Source organism: Acinetobacter schindleri, from assembly GCF_010918895.1.
Classification (GTDB): Bacteria; Pseudomonadota; Gammaproteobacteria; order Pseudomonadales; family Moraxellaceae; genus Acinetobacter; species Acinetobacter schindleri.
In genome coordinates, this window is record NZ_CP044483.1 from 2284869 (window position 1) to 2301774 (window position 16906).

Here is a 16906-nt window from a genome sequence, read left to right on the forward strand (position 1 = left end):
AAGTCTTACAGATACGTTAATTCCCTCTGATCGAACCCAACTTATTCCAAATATCTGGCGTTAAAAACGTGGTTACCAGCTTATTCAAATCTACATAACGCAATATACCTTTAAGCTGATTGTTGATTTCAGGATTCTTTAAAATTTCCTCACCCGTACTACGTCCGAGTCCCTGAAAACTATTCCCCACAGCTTCCAGACCTTCTGCCTGAATCACTGCTTTGGTTTGTGCCGAACATTGCTCAACTAAAATACGCTGTAATACTGAAGCCAGATTTTTATCCAGACTTTCCTTCTGCTGGGCTGATACATTGCTATAGGCTTTTAAGTCGGGATGCGCAGACAAGGCCACAAAGGTCCATTGCATCACCGTGGTTTTATCGGCAGTTGTAGTAGACCTCTCCAGACAATTACTAAGTTGATCGACCGTTGGGCCTGCATTTGCTATTTGCACTACTCCCAACAAGGCAGTTGCCATCAGCGCAGAACGAACGATTTGGGAAAATCTGTGGCTTACAGGGGAAACATGGCGAGACATAAGCAAACTCCGATGAACAGTTTGCCCTTTGTACCACAAAGCATAACAGTTCATCTGTTATTGCATTGCAAAATCAATCTGATTTTTAGCAAAGTACTTGGCGCGTTGATTACGATAGGCATTCACCCAGTTTCAAAATAAGAATGCCACGTTCATAAGGCGTGGCATTCTTATCGATTAAAGTCAGATTCTTTTAATTGATCTGTTTCAACATATTCTTGGCACCCGCATGATTATATTGCGATGCCAGTCCGTTCAGGACGCGTTGAGCCTGTCCTTTGGCATTTGGAAAACGACTGCTATACGTCGAAATACTGGTCAGACAACGCGCCACCAACATACCGGATTCAGTATAAACCCGCGTTCCTTCTGTGCCTTGCTGCTTGCCATAGTTATAAGCTCGCTGGGCATTATTACAGGCATTATTCAGGTTTCTACCATTATTAATGTCACGCCGGGCAGTCACATACAGCTTCATTTGCTGCTGTTGTGGGGTTTCACTCACACTCGTACGCGGTGTGGCAACTGTCACCGGCTTAGGCTCTTTCTTCTCGACTTCGACTTTGGCCAGTTCTTTGCGCTCAAGCTCTTTACGATCGTGGTCTTTCTGTTCTGCCGTTGGTTTTGATGCTACAGACGTTTTGGTAGTAGCCGTTGCCTTCACCACATTGACCTGTTTCTTGGCTGTCTTTGCAGTGCTCGCAGTTGCCTGATAAAAATTATGTGCTTCAGCTGTTTTCATCAGTCGGGTCAGCAACCGAACGTTACGGGTCTTGCTATTATTTTCTGCCTGACGTTCCGCAACAGGTTCAATCGACACAATCCAGCTTTCCGCAAGATCACCCATCGTACATTTATAGGCACCTATTCCCTGTACAACACCTCGATTTGCAGCGAGACGTGTACGCTGGGCAGGATCATTCACCAGACCAAATTTGCTCTTATATAGCAGGGATAACTTACCCCCCTGTTCATGGCAATATTGCGTCATGACGGAACGTGGATACATGGCCTGAGTGGTATTATGGCGCTGTTGTTGATCCCATAGATAGACATAGTCTTTCGCCTTGCCATCTGGCTGATTGATGCCCCGTTTCACAATCAGTTCCTGGGGACTGTGAAAAGGATGTAATATATTTTTCTTTGCGCCTTGCATGCTATTACATGCTGCCAAGCTCATTGTTATTGTTATCAATAAAAATACTTTCAGTTTCACCGTAGATATCTCAACCCAAAGCATTCACATAAAATAATGCAAAACTATGCAAACAACAAATACAAGCATCTGATTAATAGAATTATTTTCAAATTTAAAAATATCAAAAATGATAACTATGAGACATTTTAATGGTTATTTTTGAAATTATTTGCATTAACTTTCATGTGGTGCAGTATTATTTTTGAGATAAAACCTGCTCAAGAAAAAAGACCAAAGAAGGAAGTACGTACTTCTTTGGTCACTCATCTGGCAGGCTGGATCGAGCTTTTATACTTGTATAGCAAACCACTCTCCACCATCCGCATTCAGTTTATGAGCATTAAAATACTTAATTTTCATCAACGTACATTTATTATTTTTATACGTCAGCGGGGTTGAAAATTAAGTACCAAACACGTTTGGCCCTTAGGATTCTAGTCAAGCGAATATTCACTGAATATCCCCAAATTGGGAGGTTTTACAAATATTTTGCCTATAATTGACCGTTCATCGGATACTCCGACCAATCCTGAGCTGATATAAAAAAGACCCGCCATAAGGCCGGTCTTTTTAAAATACCAACCACTATTTTTTTAATGAATATGAGATTCAAACGCTTTCAGACGCTTGTAGATCGACATTAACTCGATAATCTTTGGCCAAGACAAAATCAGGTACTGGAATGATTCACGGACCTTATTAAATACATTCAGAATCTGCATCATCAAACCTAAAGTAATTGCTCCCGCTGCAATACTCGGAAATAGCACAAACAGGCCATAGATATTGTCGAGCTGCAAATACCAGATCCGTACCATATTGAAATAGGCATAGTGGAAATACAGGCGGAAATAATTCCAGCGCACCCGGCTAAACAGCTCTTTTAGTGTCAGTGGCTGGGCTCGTTCGGCATGATCTTCCCCATACACCAGTTCTTTACGGTAAGCCGCTTCGACTTTCTGGTTATTAAATTCTAGTCCTGGCAGTTTCATACCAACGACCATTAATACCACTGTACCAAAGACCGCCCAGCCCAAGGATGCCCAGACCAGCGCGTGACTAATCTCACCCACAATCGGTAAGGTCTTGACGTGACTTGAAAGCTTGTACAGAACTGGCAAAAAAGCCATCAGCAACATAAACGATTCAATAAAGGAAACGCCGAGTTCTTCAGTACTGCGAGCAAAGCGCATGGTATCTTCCTGAATACGCTGTGACGCCCCCTCAATATGCCGCAGCTTTTCCCAGTAAGCCGTATAGTAATCATTCATTGCTGTCCGCCAGCGGAACACATAATGACTGACAAAGAACATGTTAAATACTGCCAGGGTGACATAGATCATCGCGATATAGATAAAGACCAATGCGCCCTGATAGAGCAAAGTTACGTCCCCACCACCACTGGTCAGCATCTTCTGGATCTGGTCATAGAACGGACTGTACCATTCATTCAGCACAACATTGACCTGAACTCCAAACCAGATATTGAACAGGATAAAGGCCGAACCCCACACCGACCAGCGCTGCCAAGGATGACGCGCTACCACATACCAGAATCCTGCAAAAAGCGCAGTTGCAGTCAGGAACCAGAGATAGAACCACAGGAATTTCTGTGACCAGAAACGGCTGATATCAATCGCCATCGTCGCTTCATGGTAGCCTTCGCTAAAACCCACATAACTGCCCCAGCTTGAACCTCCACTATGCCAGATCGCGAGGTTGATAAAGAACCACACCACCACGCTGAGAAAAAACCAGACGGGTTTTGGAAAGAAAGACTTAAACATGTCCTTTGCATGCTCCTTATTTTTAGTAGACCTCAGGTCAATCAATCATGATGAAATCTGCAGCAGTGTAAAGCAGTTCACAACAGGTTTTTCAACCTGATCAAAAAAATATCTGCCTAAAAACTGCTTATTTTTATTAATCTATTTATAAGCATGAATCATTATGTGTGTAGTGAACTGAGTACTTATGTGATGAATCCTGTGATCCATCCTTTGTTGGTTTTAACATCAGTTAACAAGCCTGTACAGAACAGATACGATATATGGTTATTTTCCATCTTACACTACAGCGATATGCACTATTGAAAGGGATCATTCCAATTTTGCATTTTGCAAAAACTATTAAATAACAAAGAAAAATTATGCTATCCTTGAATGAATAGTAAACATAATAACCGCGGGAAGTTAACTCATGGAAAGCTCTGTAATTGAACTACTGAAGCCAATCACCTTGGAAAAAGAAAACTGCACGCCAATTATTTATGAAGAAGGTACAGTGCTGAAAGTAGTTATGCAAACACCAACCAGTCTATTGGTCACTACAGACAACCAGTTTAACTTTACTGTTGCACTAAAAGATGAAAATACAATCTGGAGAGAATTGTAATTCTGCTAATTCAAAGTTTGGTTTGAGTTGTTGTATGTTTTACTTCTTCTCCTGAATACAGATCAACACCTGCCTGACAGTATTATTATTTTAATCCTAAAGCTGAAAACAGATAAAAAAAACCTCCCATCACATCGGGAGGTTCTTTTATTGTCTTAAGAAAAATGTAGAATCTTGAGACCTACTACACAATCAATATGCCAGCTTTAGCAGGAAGCGGAAAAAGCCTGCAATGAGAGCCATTGTGACAAAGCCTGCAAGCCATAACACAATAAACCAACCTGCCCGATTCAGTTTCATCCTGTTTCCTCCACAAGCCTAATGATAGCCATCATCACCTACCCGTACCTTATCCCGGAACACCCAATAAGACAGACCGGTATAAAACAGGATAATTGGGATGAGGATCAATGCACCAATCAAGGAAAACAGCTGACTGCTTTGTGGTGCGGCGGCTTCCCAAAGAGTAACACTTGGCGGAATGATATAAGGCCAAAGGCTAATGAGAAAACCGGTGTAAGCCAGGATCACCAGCGCCAAGGTATAGATGAACGGTGCAAATTCCTGACGGCGTTTACAGGCACGCAGCGCCATAAAGGTAAATAATACAACCAGTATCGGCACCGGACTGAAATAGAAAATCTGTGGTTGACTAAACCAGCGCTCGGCAATCTGTTGATGTGCCAGTGGCGTATACAGACTAACTGCTCCAAAGACCAGTAATAACACAATGATAAGTTTTGGCATCAGCTGGAACATCTTGTCCTGTAACTCGTGGTCGGTTTTAAAGATCAGCCAGCCACAACCTAGGGTTGCATACAGGATTACTACACCTACTCCGGTAAACAGCGAAAATGGGGTCAACCAGTCCAGTCCACCACCACTATAAATGCCATTCGTAGTTTTAATGCCCTGAATATAAGCACCAAGAATTACGCCTTGCAAGAAAGAGGTCAGAAGCGAACCGCCAATAAAAGCGATGTCCCACCAGTGCCTGCCACGATGTGCCTTAAAGCGAAATTCAAAGGCAACTCCTCGGAAAATCAGTGAAATGACCATTAGGATAATCGGCATATATAGCGCGGACAGCACGGTTGAATAGACCAGTGGAAAGGCTGCAAACAGACCTGCTCCACCGAGTACCATCCAGGTTTCATTACCATCCCAAACCGGTGCCACGGTATTCATCATCACATCGCGCTCATGCTGATCCTTAAAGAAAGGAAACAGAATACCTATACCCAGGTCAAAGCCATCCAGTACCACATACATCAGTACACCGAGCGCGATGATCGCAATCCAGATCAATGACAGGTCAATCATTTGTTATTCTCCTGATCACGTTGAGCACGGTCATCCTCTTCATTTTGCTCAAAGGTACTCATTGGACGTTTAGACGCACGGATGACTTCACCCTCAGTATGCGGACGGGCATGGATAAATTCTGGTCCCTTATGCATCATTTTCAGCATGTAATAGATGCCAACACCAAATACGACACAATAGACCACTACAAAGATAATGAGAGTAAGTCCGACCTGTTCAGCTGATACAGGTGAGAGTGCATCACGAGTGCGCATAACCCCATAGACCACCCATGGCTGACGGCCCACTTCTGTAGTAAACCAGCCTGCCAGTAAAGCAATAAATCCGGAAGGTCCCATGAAAAAGGCGAATCGGTGCAACCAGCGGGCTTCATAGAAACCACCCGTTTTACGCAGGATCAGACCCGCCAGCGCCATCAAAAGCATCAGCATCCCTAGACCGACCATGATGCGGAAGCTCCAGAACACCACCAGCGAGTTTGGGCGGTCTTCAGGCGCAAAATCTTTTAGACCCTGCACTTCACCGTCCATACTATGGGTCAAAATCAGGCTGCCCAAGTTTGGTATGCCGATAGCATATTTGGTTTCTTCGGCTTCCATATCCGGAATACCAAACAGATAAAGTGGCATGCCTTCACCGCGGTTAGTTTCCCAGTGTCCTTCAATCGCAGCAATCTTGGCTGGCTGATATTCACGGGTATTTAAACCATGAAAATCTCCCACAATTATCTGTAAGGGTGCCAGCACCAGAATCATCCACATCGCCATGGAAAAAGACTTTTTGACCAGTGCATCACGGCGACCTTTAAGTAGATGCCAAGCAGCTGTAGCCGCTACCAGCAGTGCCGAAACCAGAAAGGCAGCAATCCCCATATGTACTAGACGGTACGGAAAAGACGGGTTAAACACGATAGCGAACCAGTCCTGCGGCATGATGATGCCATTTTCAATGATAAAACCCTGCGGGGTCTGCATCCAGCTATTAGAGGACAGAATCCAAAACATGGAAATACAGGTACCCAGGGCAACCATTACCGTAGCAAAAAAATGGGTTTTCGGACCGACCCGATCCCAGCCAAAGAGCATAATGCCGAGGAAACCGGCTTCCAGGAAAAAAGCTGTCAAGACTTCATAAGCCAGCAGTGGTCCAGTAACACTTCCAGCCACTCTGGAAAATTCACTCCAGTTGGTGCCGAACTGATAACTCATGACCACACCAGAGACCACCCCCATACCGAAGGCTAATGCAAAAATTTTGATCCAGAATTTAAACAGATCCCGGTAAACTGGATCCTGGGTTTTGAGCCAGCGCCATTCCAGAACGGCCAGAAAGCTGGCCAAACCGATGGAAATCGCAGGGAAAATAATATGAAAGGAGACAGTAAAGGCAAATTGGATACGTGCCAGTTCCAGCGCAGTTAAACCTAAATCCATGTCATCACCTTATTGTAGAAGTTGTTGGTGAGAGAACTTCAGCTTAAACAGCTGAAATGGCTTCATTATTTTGTAGTTTAGGCCGTATACGATTTTCATAATGTTGCAAATCTGTAGGACTTTAATATCTGCATCCTGCCCTTTTTCCAGGCTAAGCGGGTTCGCTCCGCCATGGGTCAGCCATGCGAAATTTGTGATGTTCATGTTATTTCACTCTTTAAAACGTTTTAGATAGCGGCAAGGTCATGCCTTACCGGACTTGGCGTATTAAAGCGTGACAGGAGGTGCCCTGCCTTGCGGTAGCAAATACAGCCGTTGCAGGGAAAAATAGACATGTCGGTAAGCGGATTTATAGAAACTCAGCTTTACCTGAATCCGGTCAATGACCTCATCAATACCAAAATTAAACGGCAGCACAATGTCACCATATACGGTACAGTACTGGCATTGATGGTTATGTTCATTATGGTCATGATGATGGCCGGATTCGGCCCCTAGATGGTCAATCAACGCATGATAGCTTGCGTGTACATGCTGATGCTGCTTCGGTGAGAGAAGATTATGTGTAATAGAGAGACAGACCGGGGCAATATGGTATTGCTCCGGTAATAGCGGCTGTAAATATACAGCAAACTGTAATAGCAGCGTTGCACATGCCAACAGTAACCCACTACGTTTCAGCAAAACATTCTCTCGAATTGACCGAAGTGAAGGAATATTGAGGCTGAGCTTAGATTAAAATCCAAGCATTATACTCAACTTTAATATTATAACCTTATAATATATATATTTATTATAAAAGCCCTATTTTCATTCTTAATTTTTATAGATTTTTGAATATAAAAAAATTAATTTTCATGTTCCAGAGCTTATTCATCTCAGGAAAAGTACAACCGCATACTTTGAACAGGAATGCGCCGAGCCACAAAAATAATATCTAAATTGAGAATTTCATCTTGTTACAGTAGCAGGACCAGACAGAGAGCTACGCTTCAACTTAAAATACTTTCTGGCAGAAAAAGGTTTAGCTGAATGACTACCCTGTCCGGATCAGGCAGGCTTTTGTTGCAGTACGCTATAAATTTCACATTTTCGACAGCTCAATTCCGGTCAACAGAAACTGTTCCGGATGAATTTTCTTTATTGCATAGCGCCATACTACCGGGCTAAAACAGAGATTCAGATTTCCTGAAATACCGGAATATCCAGCCACTGTGCATTTGGAAAATCCTTTTGCAAACATTGCTGCAGATACTGAATAGTATCCTGTGCAATGACTTCATCCTGGGCATCATCGGCATGGTTAAATGCCAGCGCATACAGCTTAATCTTACGCTGTTTGAGCAGTTCCAGACTGAGCAGAGTGTGATTGATACTGCCAAGACGACCTGAGGTTACCAGAATGACAGGAAGCTGCTGTGCGGCAATATAGTCTACGGTGAGCAGATCTTCTGTCAGTGGCACCATCAGGCCACCTGCTCCTTCCAGCAGAACACGGTCAAACTGTGCGGCCAGTTGCTGTGTGGCCTGTTCAATTTTTTGAAAATCTACTGGACGCTGGTCCAAACGTGCTGCCAGATGGGGCGATGCCGGATAGCTATAAATTTCCGGCATAGTCAGCTTTTGCTGATCTTCTGGCAGCAAGCCGCAGCCCATGATCTTGCGATGCTGTTCGATATCTTCCGAGAGATCAGTGTTGCCAGTCTGGATCAACTTCTGGGTGATAGTATGAATGCCCTGCGCATTCCAGATTTTGGCCAGAAAACCGGTGGCATAGGTCTTGCCAATACCGGTATCGATACCGCTGACAAAATAGATATTTGCGTTCATGAGCGCTTCCGTGCAATGAGATAAATCGGGTGATAGGTCAAAGGATACTTCTGGCTATCTGGTAGCTGGAATTGTTGATATTGCTCATAAAAAAGCCGCAAAGAAGATTTGCTCCAGCGGAAACCATCTGCCGTCGCCTGTACGCCGGTGGCCTTGATATGTTTCAGTACCTCGCGAGGATGTTCAAACTCCAGAATCAGGCGCTGTTCCTCCTGCATCAGGACCTCATAACCACAAGATTCCAGCAGTTCAACCATTTGTGGAAGTGAGCGATATTTCAGCCCCTGCCCAGTCAATACTTTAATTTCTTTTAAATTGTCCTGTGCATAGCTGGCAAAGCAGAACCAGCCAGACGGATTTAAAGCCTGATGAATTTTCCCAAATAAAGCGTCCAGATGCTGCACCCATTGCAAGGCAGAACAGGACACCACTAGATTCAGCGATTGTGGCAGTGGCAAAGTTTCGATATTGCCAATTCCCCAGTAAATCCGGCCATCTTCCTCAAAATGCTGTTTAACTTCTGGATAAAGGTCATTTAAAAATAACTGGTCGAAACTGTAATGCTGCATCAGCTGGCGGGTAAACAGACCTGAACCACAGCCAATTTCCAGGATACGCTGTAAATTTACCGGAATATGCGCTTGCATATACTGGACCAGTTGCATTGCTACCCGACGCTGGGCAATAGCATGCTGTTCATAGCTGGACTGTGCCTGAGCAAAGCGCTGCGCGACCTGATCAGTTTTCATCGTGGCAACTCCTGCAGAGCATCCTGCAACTGTTGCAGCTGTACCGGACTGACCTGCTGATGTAAACAGATTCGCAATCTGGAAGTGTTTTTAGGTACAGTCGGTGGACGTACTGGCAGGACATAAAAACCCTTTTGCTGTAAATATTCTGCTGCAGCGACGGTTTTGGCTGCATCGCCAATAATTACCGGTACAATTTGAGAGCTGGATGGACAAGCATAACCCAAGGCCTGAATACTTTGATGACAGCACCTGGCCAGACTGCCAAGCTGTTGGCGCTCTTCCCTCATTGCTTGCATTTTCTGGAAAATAAAATGCGTCCAGGCCATACAGATTGGGGGCTGCGCAGTACTAAAAATTAGCGGACGCATGCTGTTGATCAGATATTCACGAATGAGCGGATGACAGACCAGATAGCCACCAACTGAAGCCAGCGCCTTGCCAAAAGTCCCGACCAGCAGGTCAATCTGGTCTATGACCTGATACTCCTCAGCACAACCCAGCCCGTGTTCACCACGCACACCAATGGCATGGGCTTCATCCACATACAGCATAACCTTATCAAATTGCTGTTTGAGTGCCACCAATGCACCGAGATCCGTTTCATCACCATCCATACTAAAAATGGATTCAGTGACGACAATGATGCGCTGAATATTATCATCTGCCTGATACTTTACTAAAAGCTGTTGTAGATGTTCCAGATCATTATGCCGGTAGCGTACATAGCTGGCATTGGATAAACGGATACCATCAATGATGCTGGCATGTACCAGCTTGTCGGCAATAATAATGGTCTTGCTATCCGCCAATGCTGGCAGAATCCCGATATTCATATGATAGCCGCTATTAAACAACAGCACCGAACGACCAAAAACCTGCGCCATGCTGGTCTCCAGCTGTTCATAAGCCGGGAAATTTCCAGTCAGCAGGCGCGAAGAACTGGCACTCATCTGTCGTTCAGCAAGCGGTGTCAGATCAAAAAATTCTTCCCGTAGCTGCAGATTGGCCGCCAGACCGAGATAGTCATTGGATGCCAGATTCAGCATCTCAATCCCATTCAACTGAAGATAAGGCTGGCTGGAAATCCCCTGTTTAAACTGGCGATACTGGCCCTGCTGTTTCAAATCATCCAGTTGCTGCTGAAAATATTCCAGATGCTTCATGCTGTTGCTCCCATTGCCTGAATCATCTCGCACATATGCGTCAGTAGAATTTTAAGTTGTTCAGCAGAAATCACAAATGGTGGCATCACATAGACCAACCGACCAAAGGGACGAATCCATACACCACGGCGTACACATTCTGCCTGGAAGCTAGCCAGATCAACAGGTTGCTGTAGTTCCACGACTCCAATCGCGCCAAGTACGCGGATATCAGCAACCTGTGGCAAGGCATTTAATGGCTGTAAATGGTCTTTTAATACTTGTTCAATCTGTTGCACTCTTGCCTGCCAGTCCTGTGACAATAAAAGCTGGGTGCTTTTGAGTGCCACTGCACAGGCCAGTGGATTCGCCATAAAGGTCGGGCCATGCATAAATACGCCTGCTTCACCACTGGAAATGGTTTCTGCAACATGCGCAGTCGTCAGTGTGGCTGACAAGGTCATATAACCGCCAGTCAGCGCCTTGCCCAGACACATGATATCCGGGCTAACACCCGCATGTTCACAGGCAAACAGTTTGCCGCTCCGACCAAAACCAGTCGCGATTTCATCCAGAATTAACAGAATATTGTAACGATCACACAGCTGACGTACCTGGCGCAGGTATTCTGGATGATACAGGCGCATACCACCTGCTCCCTGCACAATCGGCTCAATAATCATGGCTGCAATCTGTTCATGCTTTTCTGCTAACAATTGTTCCAGTGGCTGGATATCATCAGCTTGCCATTCCCCATCAAAGCGGCTTTGTGGTGCCGGAACAAAATAACGGTTTGGCAGACTGGAACCAAAAATCTGGTGCATACCCGTGACCGGATCGCAGACTGACATGGCATTCCAGGTATCGCCATGATAGCCAGAACGTGTAGTCACAAAATTGCTTTTCTGTGCCTGACCACGGGCATGCCAGTATTGCACCGCCATTTTCAAAGCCACTTCCACAGCAACCGAACCGGAATCGGCATAGAAAATCCGATCCAGTGGCTCTGGAGTAATCTCAATCAGCAATTTAGCCAGATCAATCGCTGGCTGATGGGTCAGGCCACCAAACATGACATGTGACATGGATTGTAACTGGGTCTGCACCGCCTCATTCAGCTCTGGATGGTTATAACCATGAATCGTGCACCACCAGGACGACATACCATCAATCAGCTGCGTACCATCTTCCAGCTCAATCACCGCACCATGTGCTGCCCTCACCTTGTAACAGGGCAAAGGATGAGTCATGGAAGTATATGGATGCCAGATATGCTGCTGGTCAAAAGAATCGTGCACGGAAAATAACCTAAACAATAGCGCTGTCCTGATCTTAACGGTTTACTTCTGAAATGAACATCCAGCGGACCTTCAAAGATTTTTTGATTAACGAAGTTTTTGTAAAAATTGCAAGATTGGTTCAATGACCAAACTGGTATCGAACAGGATAGCATCGTGCGCAGCTGAAATTTTTACCAAGTTCAGATGATCTGCATTGAAATGTGCAATATTTTGTATAACTTTGTAGGGAACTAACATATCTTTCTCAGAATTTATAAATAGCATCTTGCCAGGATAGCTTTTTAAGATATCTACCAAATTTAATTGTTCTAAAAGATAGAGATGAGCCTGCTGATAGGATAAATCAATATTTACCAATTGCTCTTGTAAATATTTTGCCCGTTCTCGTGGTGCTACTGAACCCAAAGTGACCAGTGTACAGAAGCGTTTTAGAGCCTGTTGAAGTTGTAACATCACCGCATGTTTAAATTGCTCATACTGCACTTTGGGCATAGCATGAGGCCAGTTTTCTTGTGCCACAAAGCAGGGGTTTGACATACAGGCAATTACGGGCTTGGCGACTTGTATCTGCTGATAGATTGCATTAGCCAATAACAATGCTAACTGCCCGCCAAGTGACCAGCCGATCAGTACATCTTTATCAGCTGCAACCTGTACCTTTTCTGCCAGTATTGCTGCATTATTCGGATCAAAGATATCCCAGACTTCGATCTGATGCTGTGGCATCAACTGCTGTTCTAGCTGCTGTACAAATTCATTCAGTACCTGAGTCCCCAGTCCCCAGCCGCTGATGAGCAGAATTTTCATCAATCCTGTTCCCTATTTTTTATCATCTATTCAATAAAAAAGGGACCAATCTCTTCCGGAATGATCCCTGATATACAGCTGCAAAATTTAAGCAGGCTGCATGGCATCCATAGCAAGCTCGCGGCCAGTTTTCTTCGGTGCTTCAGCTTTTAGTCCTAGTTTGGCAAATAGGGCTTTGTCCTTGCCTTCCCCACTATTCGGTGCAGTCAGTAATTTATCACCTGAGAACAGTGAGTTAGCACCTGCCATGAATGCCAGGGCCTGATCGGAATCAGATAGAGATTCACGACCTGCAGACAGACGGATATAGCTTTTTGGCATGATGATACGAGCTACGGCAATCGTCCGGATCCAGTCAATCACATCCAACTTTTCCACATCGGCGAGCGGTGTTCCTTCGATTGGCACCAGCATATTAATTGGTACCGATTCTGGGTGAATTGGCATGGTCGCCAGTTCAAATAATAATCCCACACGGTCCTGTTTACCTTCACCTAAACCGACAATCCCGCCACTACATACATTAATTCCAGCTGAACGGACATGGTCTAAAGTATTTAAGCGATCGTCAAAAGTTCGGGTGCTAATGACATTCGCGTAGTATTCACGCGAAGTATCGAGGTTATGATTGTAATAATCCAGTCCAGCATCTTTTAAACGTTCTGCCTGAGAGGCATTCAACATACCTAAGGTCATGCAGGTTTCCATACCCAGCTTTTTTACTTCCTGGATCAATTCCAGCACATAAGGCATATCGCGCTCATGCGGATTCCGCCATGCTGCGCCCATACAGAAACGGGTCGATCCTGATTCTTTCGCCTGCTTTGCTTCAGCAATGGCTTTTTGTACCTCTATTCTTTTTTCAATTTCCAGATCTGTATCGTAATGGGCAGACTGGGAACAGTATTTACAGTCTTCCGGACAACGACCGGTTTTAATAGAGAGCAAGGTGCTGACCTGTACGGTATTGGCATCAAAATGCTCACGATGAATTTGCTGTGCCTGAAATAGCAGATCCATCAGTGGTTGATCATAAAGTGCCTGAATCTCGTCACGCGTCCAGTCATTGCGAATCATAGTCTCAACATCAATGTTAAAAAGAATGCAGAAATAATACGCTGTTTTTTAAAAAATGGTTTAGCCTTTTCTATCAAAATTCGAGGGAATGGCGCTAATTTATAAGCTGAGCTTGTCAATCAATTACAATTTTATGCTGCAAGATTTTACGATTTAAGCTGCTTTAATCCTTATTATTTATATATAAAACTTATAAATAAAATTCTCAATTTCTGTCTTGATAAAGATTAATAATGAATTTGCAACTTACTCACTATCAAGCTCCTAAAAGCCAGTAAAACCAAGCTTATGGCAGAAAATTTAAAGCCCTTGGCTCTAAACATCCAAGGGCTTTTCTATAAAAGTATTGTTTAACTCAAGCTGACAATTCATTAAAGTTTAAATCTGAGTGGGTACAAATAAAAAGCGCGAGATTTTTAAAATTTAGCTCAATCTATGTCTATTCGTAAAGTGACTCGCTTCATCGGAAACATCAGATATACAAGCTGTATCAGTCCACATAACTTAACCACGAACCGCTGCCTGAATTATTGCTACATCAATTTTCTTCATTTTAAGCATGGCATCAAATGCCCTTTTTGCTACTGCAGGATCTGAACTGTAAGATGCTTCAAGTAAAGCCATTGGGATAATCTGCCAGGAAATTCCCCATTTATCCTTACACCAGCCGCATTCACTTTCCTGCCCACTATTGTTCACAATCGCATTCCAGTATCGGTCCGTTTCTTCCTGATCTTGTGTAGCCACTTGAAAGGAAAAAGCTTCATTATGCTTAAATTCTGGCCCACCATTTAAACCAATACATGGAATACCCAGGACCGTAAAATTGACTGTAATGACATCTCCCTCTTTTCCTGACGGATAATCTCCAGGGGCAAGGACTATTGCCTCTACTGACGAGTCTGGAAAGGTTTGCGCATAAAACCGTGCAGCCTCTTCAGCATCGTGATCGTACCAAAGGCAGATGGTATTTTTTGCGATATTCATGATCTCACCTCTGCGTAGATAAGAGATAACGCATTTGTTTAGCCCTGCTTTACGCTTTTGAGTGGCTAAACAAATTTATCTGTGCATTCTATATTTAACCTAAGCTGGCAAAAGGCCAGTTTCTTTGTTGTGTTTTTATTCTTCGAATTGTAATAGCAGGTACTTCTTGATCTGCTGCAGATTTTATAAAGTGCTTTGCAGCTGTTTTAAACCACTAAAATGTTTATAAAGTTGTCGATGTCCAAGTCGACAATATGCCTTGCATTTTTCATTTGCGCTGATTACAGACCGCTACTTTGAAAATACCTTAATGGTCGGAAACTCCATTTCTATCGTCAATGCGGTGGCCGGGGTAATTGGTGTTTTCCTACTGTATAAAGGCTGCCTGTATCTATCGTGAAAGGATAGAAGTGGAAAAACTGACAGATTAAATTCCTTCCCCACAGTAAGGCCCTCAATCATTTAAGGGTTTTTTCTTTCTTTGTGAAAAATCAATTTAAAACCAAGGTCTGCATATTTCAATTTTTAGGTTCTTTTCCTAAAAACCTGAGCTCAGCAAGCCTTGCAAAATAGCTCGTTTAAGACGACTTAGCCTTACAAAAAGCTACATTTCCAGTGCGTTAATTTCCTGGAATTATCTAAAAAATATTTTTATGAATAACATTAATTTATGTTATAAATTACCCCATTATTTCATTTTATTATTTATTACGTAATCAAATTACGTATTGAATAATATCTTATATCCAGTATGATGAGGTAAATTCCTTCTTTTTCTTGTATGCATCAGGAATCGATGCAGTTCAGCAAGAAAAGAAGTTAGGCAAACGGATTTGTCTACTCAATATAAAATGGCAGTGATACATCCGTGAGTCCTGAACAAGACAGTAAAAGATGAGCAATAGGATTGCTTTTAAATAATGAGGATGTTGTATGAATGAATTAGCCAATCCATTAGAACTGTGTGGATTCGAATTTATTGAATTCGTCTCTGAAGATGGCCAGCTGGATCCTGTTTTTCAAACCATCGGATTCACAAAAGTGGCGAAGCATAAATCGAAAAATGTTTACTTATGGCGTCAAGGCAATATTAATATCATTCTGAATTATCAGCCTGAATCATATGCAGCATATTTTTATAAAGAGCATGGCCCTTCTGCCTGTGCAATGGGATTCCGTACCAAAAATGCAGCGAAAGCTTTTCAAAAAGCAATTGAAATAGGTGCCGAGCCAATTTACAACAAAATCGGTCCAATGGAGCTGAACATTCCGGCGATTAAAGGCATTGGCGGTTCTCCAATCTTCCTAGTGGATTGTGATATTTACCAGAATGATTTTATTTTCTTTGATAACGTTCCATCCCGTCCACTGGGTACAGGTTTAAATGAAATCGATCATTTAACCCATAATGTGTATAAAGGCCGTATGCAGTACTGGTCAGATTTCTATGAAAAGATTTTCAATTTTCAGGAAATCCGCTATTTCGATATTAAAGGTGAATACACTGGCTTGACTTCTAAGGCACTAACAGCACCAGATGGTAAGATCCGTATTCCACTAAATGAAGATTCTGACAAAGGTAATGGTCAGATCGCTGAATTCCTGAATGAATTCAATGGTGAAGGCATTCAGCATATTGCCTTTATTTGTGATGACCTTCTGGAAACCTGGGACAAGCTTAAAGCCTTAGGTACCAAGTTTATGACACCACCGCCAAGCACCTACTATGAAATGCTGGATGAGCGCTTGCCAAATCATGGTGAACCGGCAGATGAACTGCAAAAACGCGGCATCCTGCTGGATGGCAATACCAAAGACGGTAATAAACGCCTGCTGTTACAGATTTTCTCTGAAAATATGATTGGTCCGGTGTTCTTTGAGTTTATCCAGCGCAAAGATGACGATGGCTTCGGTGAAGGGAACTTTAAAGCCTTATTTGAATCCATTGAACGTGATCAGATCAAACGTGGCGTTCTGGACATCTCGAAAGCCTGATCTTTGTTTAAAATGTACCGATGTCTATAGTGTCATATGCATCGGTATTACTGCCTCTGTTTCAACATATACGCTTATATAAAACTTAAGATTCTGCACCGATGACGGTATAAAAATAATAAAGCC

The 16906-nt window shown here is 43.4% G+C and carries 17 protein-coding genes and 1 pseudogene; 3 read left to right on the top strand and 15 right to left on the bottom strand.

From position 1 onward, the window contains the following. Positions 1-16: 16 nt before the first annotated feature. From FSC11_RS10955 to sbmA, 3 genes are all read right to left on the bottom strand, one after another. Positions 17-538, bottom strand: a complete 522-nt coding sequence (locus FSC11_RS10955) for a hypothetical protein (protein ID WP_111810539.1) — start codon at positions 536-538, stop codon at positions 17-19. A 193-nt stretch (positions 539-731) separates the two neighbouring features. Then, positions 732-1718, bottom strand: coding sequence for a hypothetical protein (locus FSC11_RS10960; protein ID WP_163166861.1), 987 nt, complete (start codon positions 1716-1718; stop codon positions 732-734). 611 nt (positions 1719-2329) lie between these two features. Further along, on the bottom strand, positions 2330-3523 hold the full coding sequence (sbmA, locus tag FSC11_RS10965; protein ID WP_004810997.1) for a peptide antibiotic transporter SbmA: 1194 nt from the start codon (positions 3521-3523) through the stop codon (positions 2330-2332). Positions 3524-3935: 412 nt separating this feature from the next. On the opposite strand from sbmA, the gene FSC11_RS10970 reads away from it, so the two are divergent. Beyond that, positions 3936-4130 (top strand): hypothetical protein, encoded by a 195-nt coding sequence (locus tag FSC11_RS10970; RefSeq protein WP_004810999.1) that lies wholly within the window; start codon positions 3936-3938, stop codon positions 4128-4130. A gap of 192 nt (positions 4131-4322) precedes the next feature. On the opposite strand, the gene FSC11_RS10975 is transcribed toward FSC11_RS10970, so the two are convergent. The 12 genes from FSC11_RS10975 to FSC11_RS11030 form a co-directional block, all read right to left on the bottom strand. Further along, entirely contained in the window at positions 4323-4430 is a 108-nt protein-coding gene (locus FSC11_RS10975) for a hypothetical protein (RefSeq protein WP_017401650.1), read from the bottom strand. An 18-nt stretch (positions 4431-4448) separates the two neighbouring features. Beyond that, the gene (gene cydB, locus FSC11_RS10980) at positions 4449-5453 is read right to left on the bottom strand and encodes a cytochrome d ubiquinol oxidase subunit II (protein ID WP_004811002.1); all 1005 of its coding nucleotides are present in this window, start codon (positions 5451-5453) and stop codon (positions 4449-4451) included. Then, on the bottom strand, positions 5450-6889 hold the full coding sequence (locus FSC11_RS10985) for a cytochrome ubiquinol oxidase subunit I (protein WP_163166863.1): 1440 nt from the start codon (positions 6887-6889) through the stop codon (positions 5450-5452). The genes cydB and FSC11_RS10985 overlap by 4 nt, the downstream gene beginning before the upstream one ends. Before the next feature lie 9 nt (positions 6890-6898). Continuing rightward, the gene (locus FSC11_RS10990) at positions 6899-7093 is read right to left on the bottom strand and encodes a hypothetical protein (RefSeq protein WP_163166865.1); all 195 of its coding nucleotides are present in this window, start codon (positions 7091-7093) and stop codon (positions 6899-6901) included. Between the two features lie 63 nt (positions 7094-7156). After that, the gene (locus FSC11_RS10995; RefSeq protein WP_004811008.1) at positions 7157-7573 is read right to left on the bottom strand and encodes a hypothetical protein; all 417 of its coding nucleotides are present in this window, start codon (positions 7571-7573) and stop codon (positions 7157-7159) included. Between the two features lie 495 nt (positions 7574-8068). Further along, positions 8069-8719, bottom strand: a complete 651-nt coding sequence (gene bioD / locus FSC11_RS11000) for a dethiobiotin synthase (RefSeq protein WP_163166867.1) — start codon at positions 8717-8719, stop codon at positions 8069-8071. Further along, on the bottom strand, positions 8716-9468 hold the full coding sequence (gene bioC / locus FSC11_RS11005) for a malonyl-ACP O-methyltransferase BioC (RefSeq protein ID WP_163166869.1): 753 nt from the start codon (positions 9466-9468) through the stop codon (positions 8716-8718). The genes bioD and bioC overlap by 4 nt, the downstream gene beginning before the upstream one ends. Next, complete coding sequence (locus FSC11_RS11010; RefSeq protein WP_163166871.1) at positions 9465-10634, bottom strand: 8-amino-7-oxononanoate synthase; 1170 nt, start codon at positions 10632-10634, stop codon at positions 9465-9467. Before FSC11_RS11010 ends, bioC begins: the two co-directional genes overlap by 4 nt. Beyond that, complete coding sequence (gene bioA, locus FSC11_RS11015) at positions 10631-11911, bottom strand: adenosylmethionine--8-amino-7-oxononanoate transaminase (protein WP_163166873.1); 1281 nt, start codon at positions 11909-11911, stop codon at positions 10631-10633. Before bioA ends, FSC11_RS11010 begins: the two co-directional genes overlap by 4 nt. Before the next feature lie 87 nt (positions 11912-11998). Then, the gene (locus FSC11_RS11020) at positions 11999-12721 is read right to left on the bottom strand and encodes an alpha/beta hydrolase family protein (protein ID WP_163166875.1); all 723 of its coding nucleotides are present in this window, start codon (positions 12719-12721) and stop codon (positions 11999-12001) included. Between the two features lie 87 nt (positions 12722-12808). Beyond that, a complete protein-coding gene (gene bioB, locus FSC11_RS11025) occupies positions 12809-13798 on the bottom strand; it encodes a biotin synthase BioB (protein ID WP_163166877.1) in 990 nt (329 codons plus the stop codon). Positions 13799-14302: 504 nt separating this feature from the next. Then, positions 14303-14785, bottom strand: a complete 483-nt coding sequence (locus FSC11_RS11030; protein WP_163166879.1) for a VOC family protein — start codon at positions 14783-14785, stop codon at positions 14303-14305. 274 nt (positions 14786-15059) lie between these two features. Here FSC11_RS11030 and FSC11_RS16290 point away from each other — a divergent pair. Both FSC11_RS16290 and hppD read left to right on the top strand, forming a co-directional pair. Beyond that, a pseudogene (locus tag FSC11_RS16290) lies at positions 15060-15216 on the top strand (spinster family MFS transporter); the annotation flags it as partial. A 502-nt stretch (positions 15217-15718) separates the two neighbouring features. After that, positions 15719-16780 carry a 4-hydroxyphenylpyruvate dioxygenase gene (gene hppD / locus FSC11_RS11040; RefSeq protein WP_004893356.1) on the top strand — a complete coding sequence of 354 codons (1062 nt, stop codon included), beginning with the start codon at positions 15719-15721 and terminating at the stop codon, positions 16778-16780. Positions 16781-16906 lie beyond the last annotated feature (126 nt).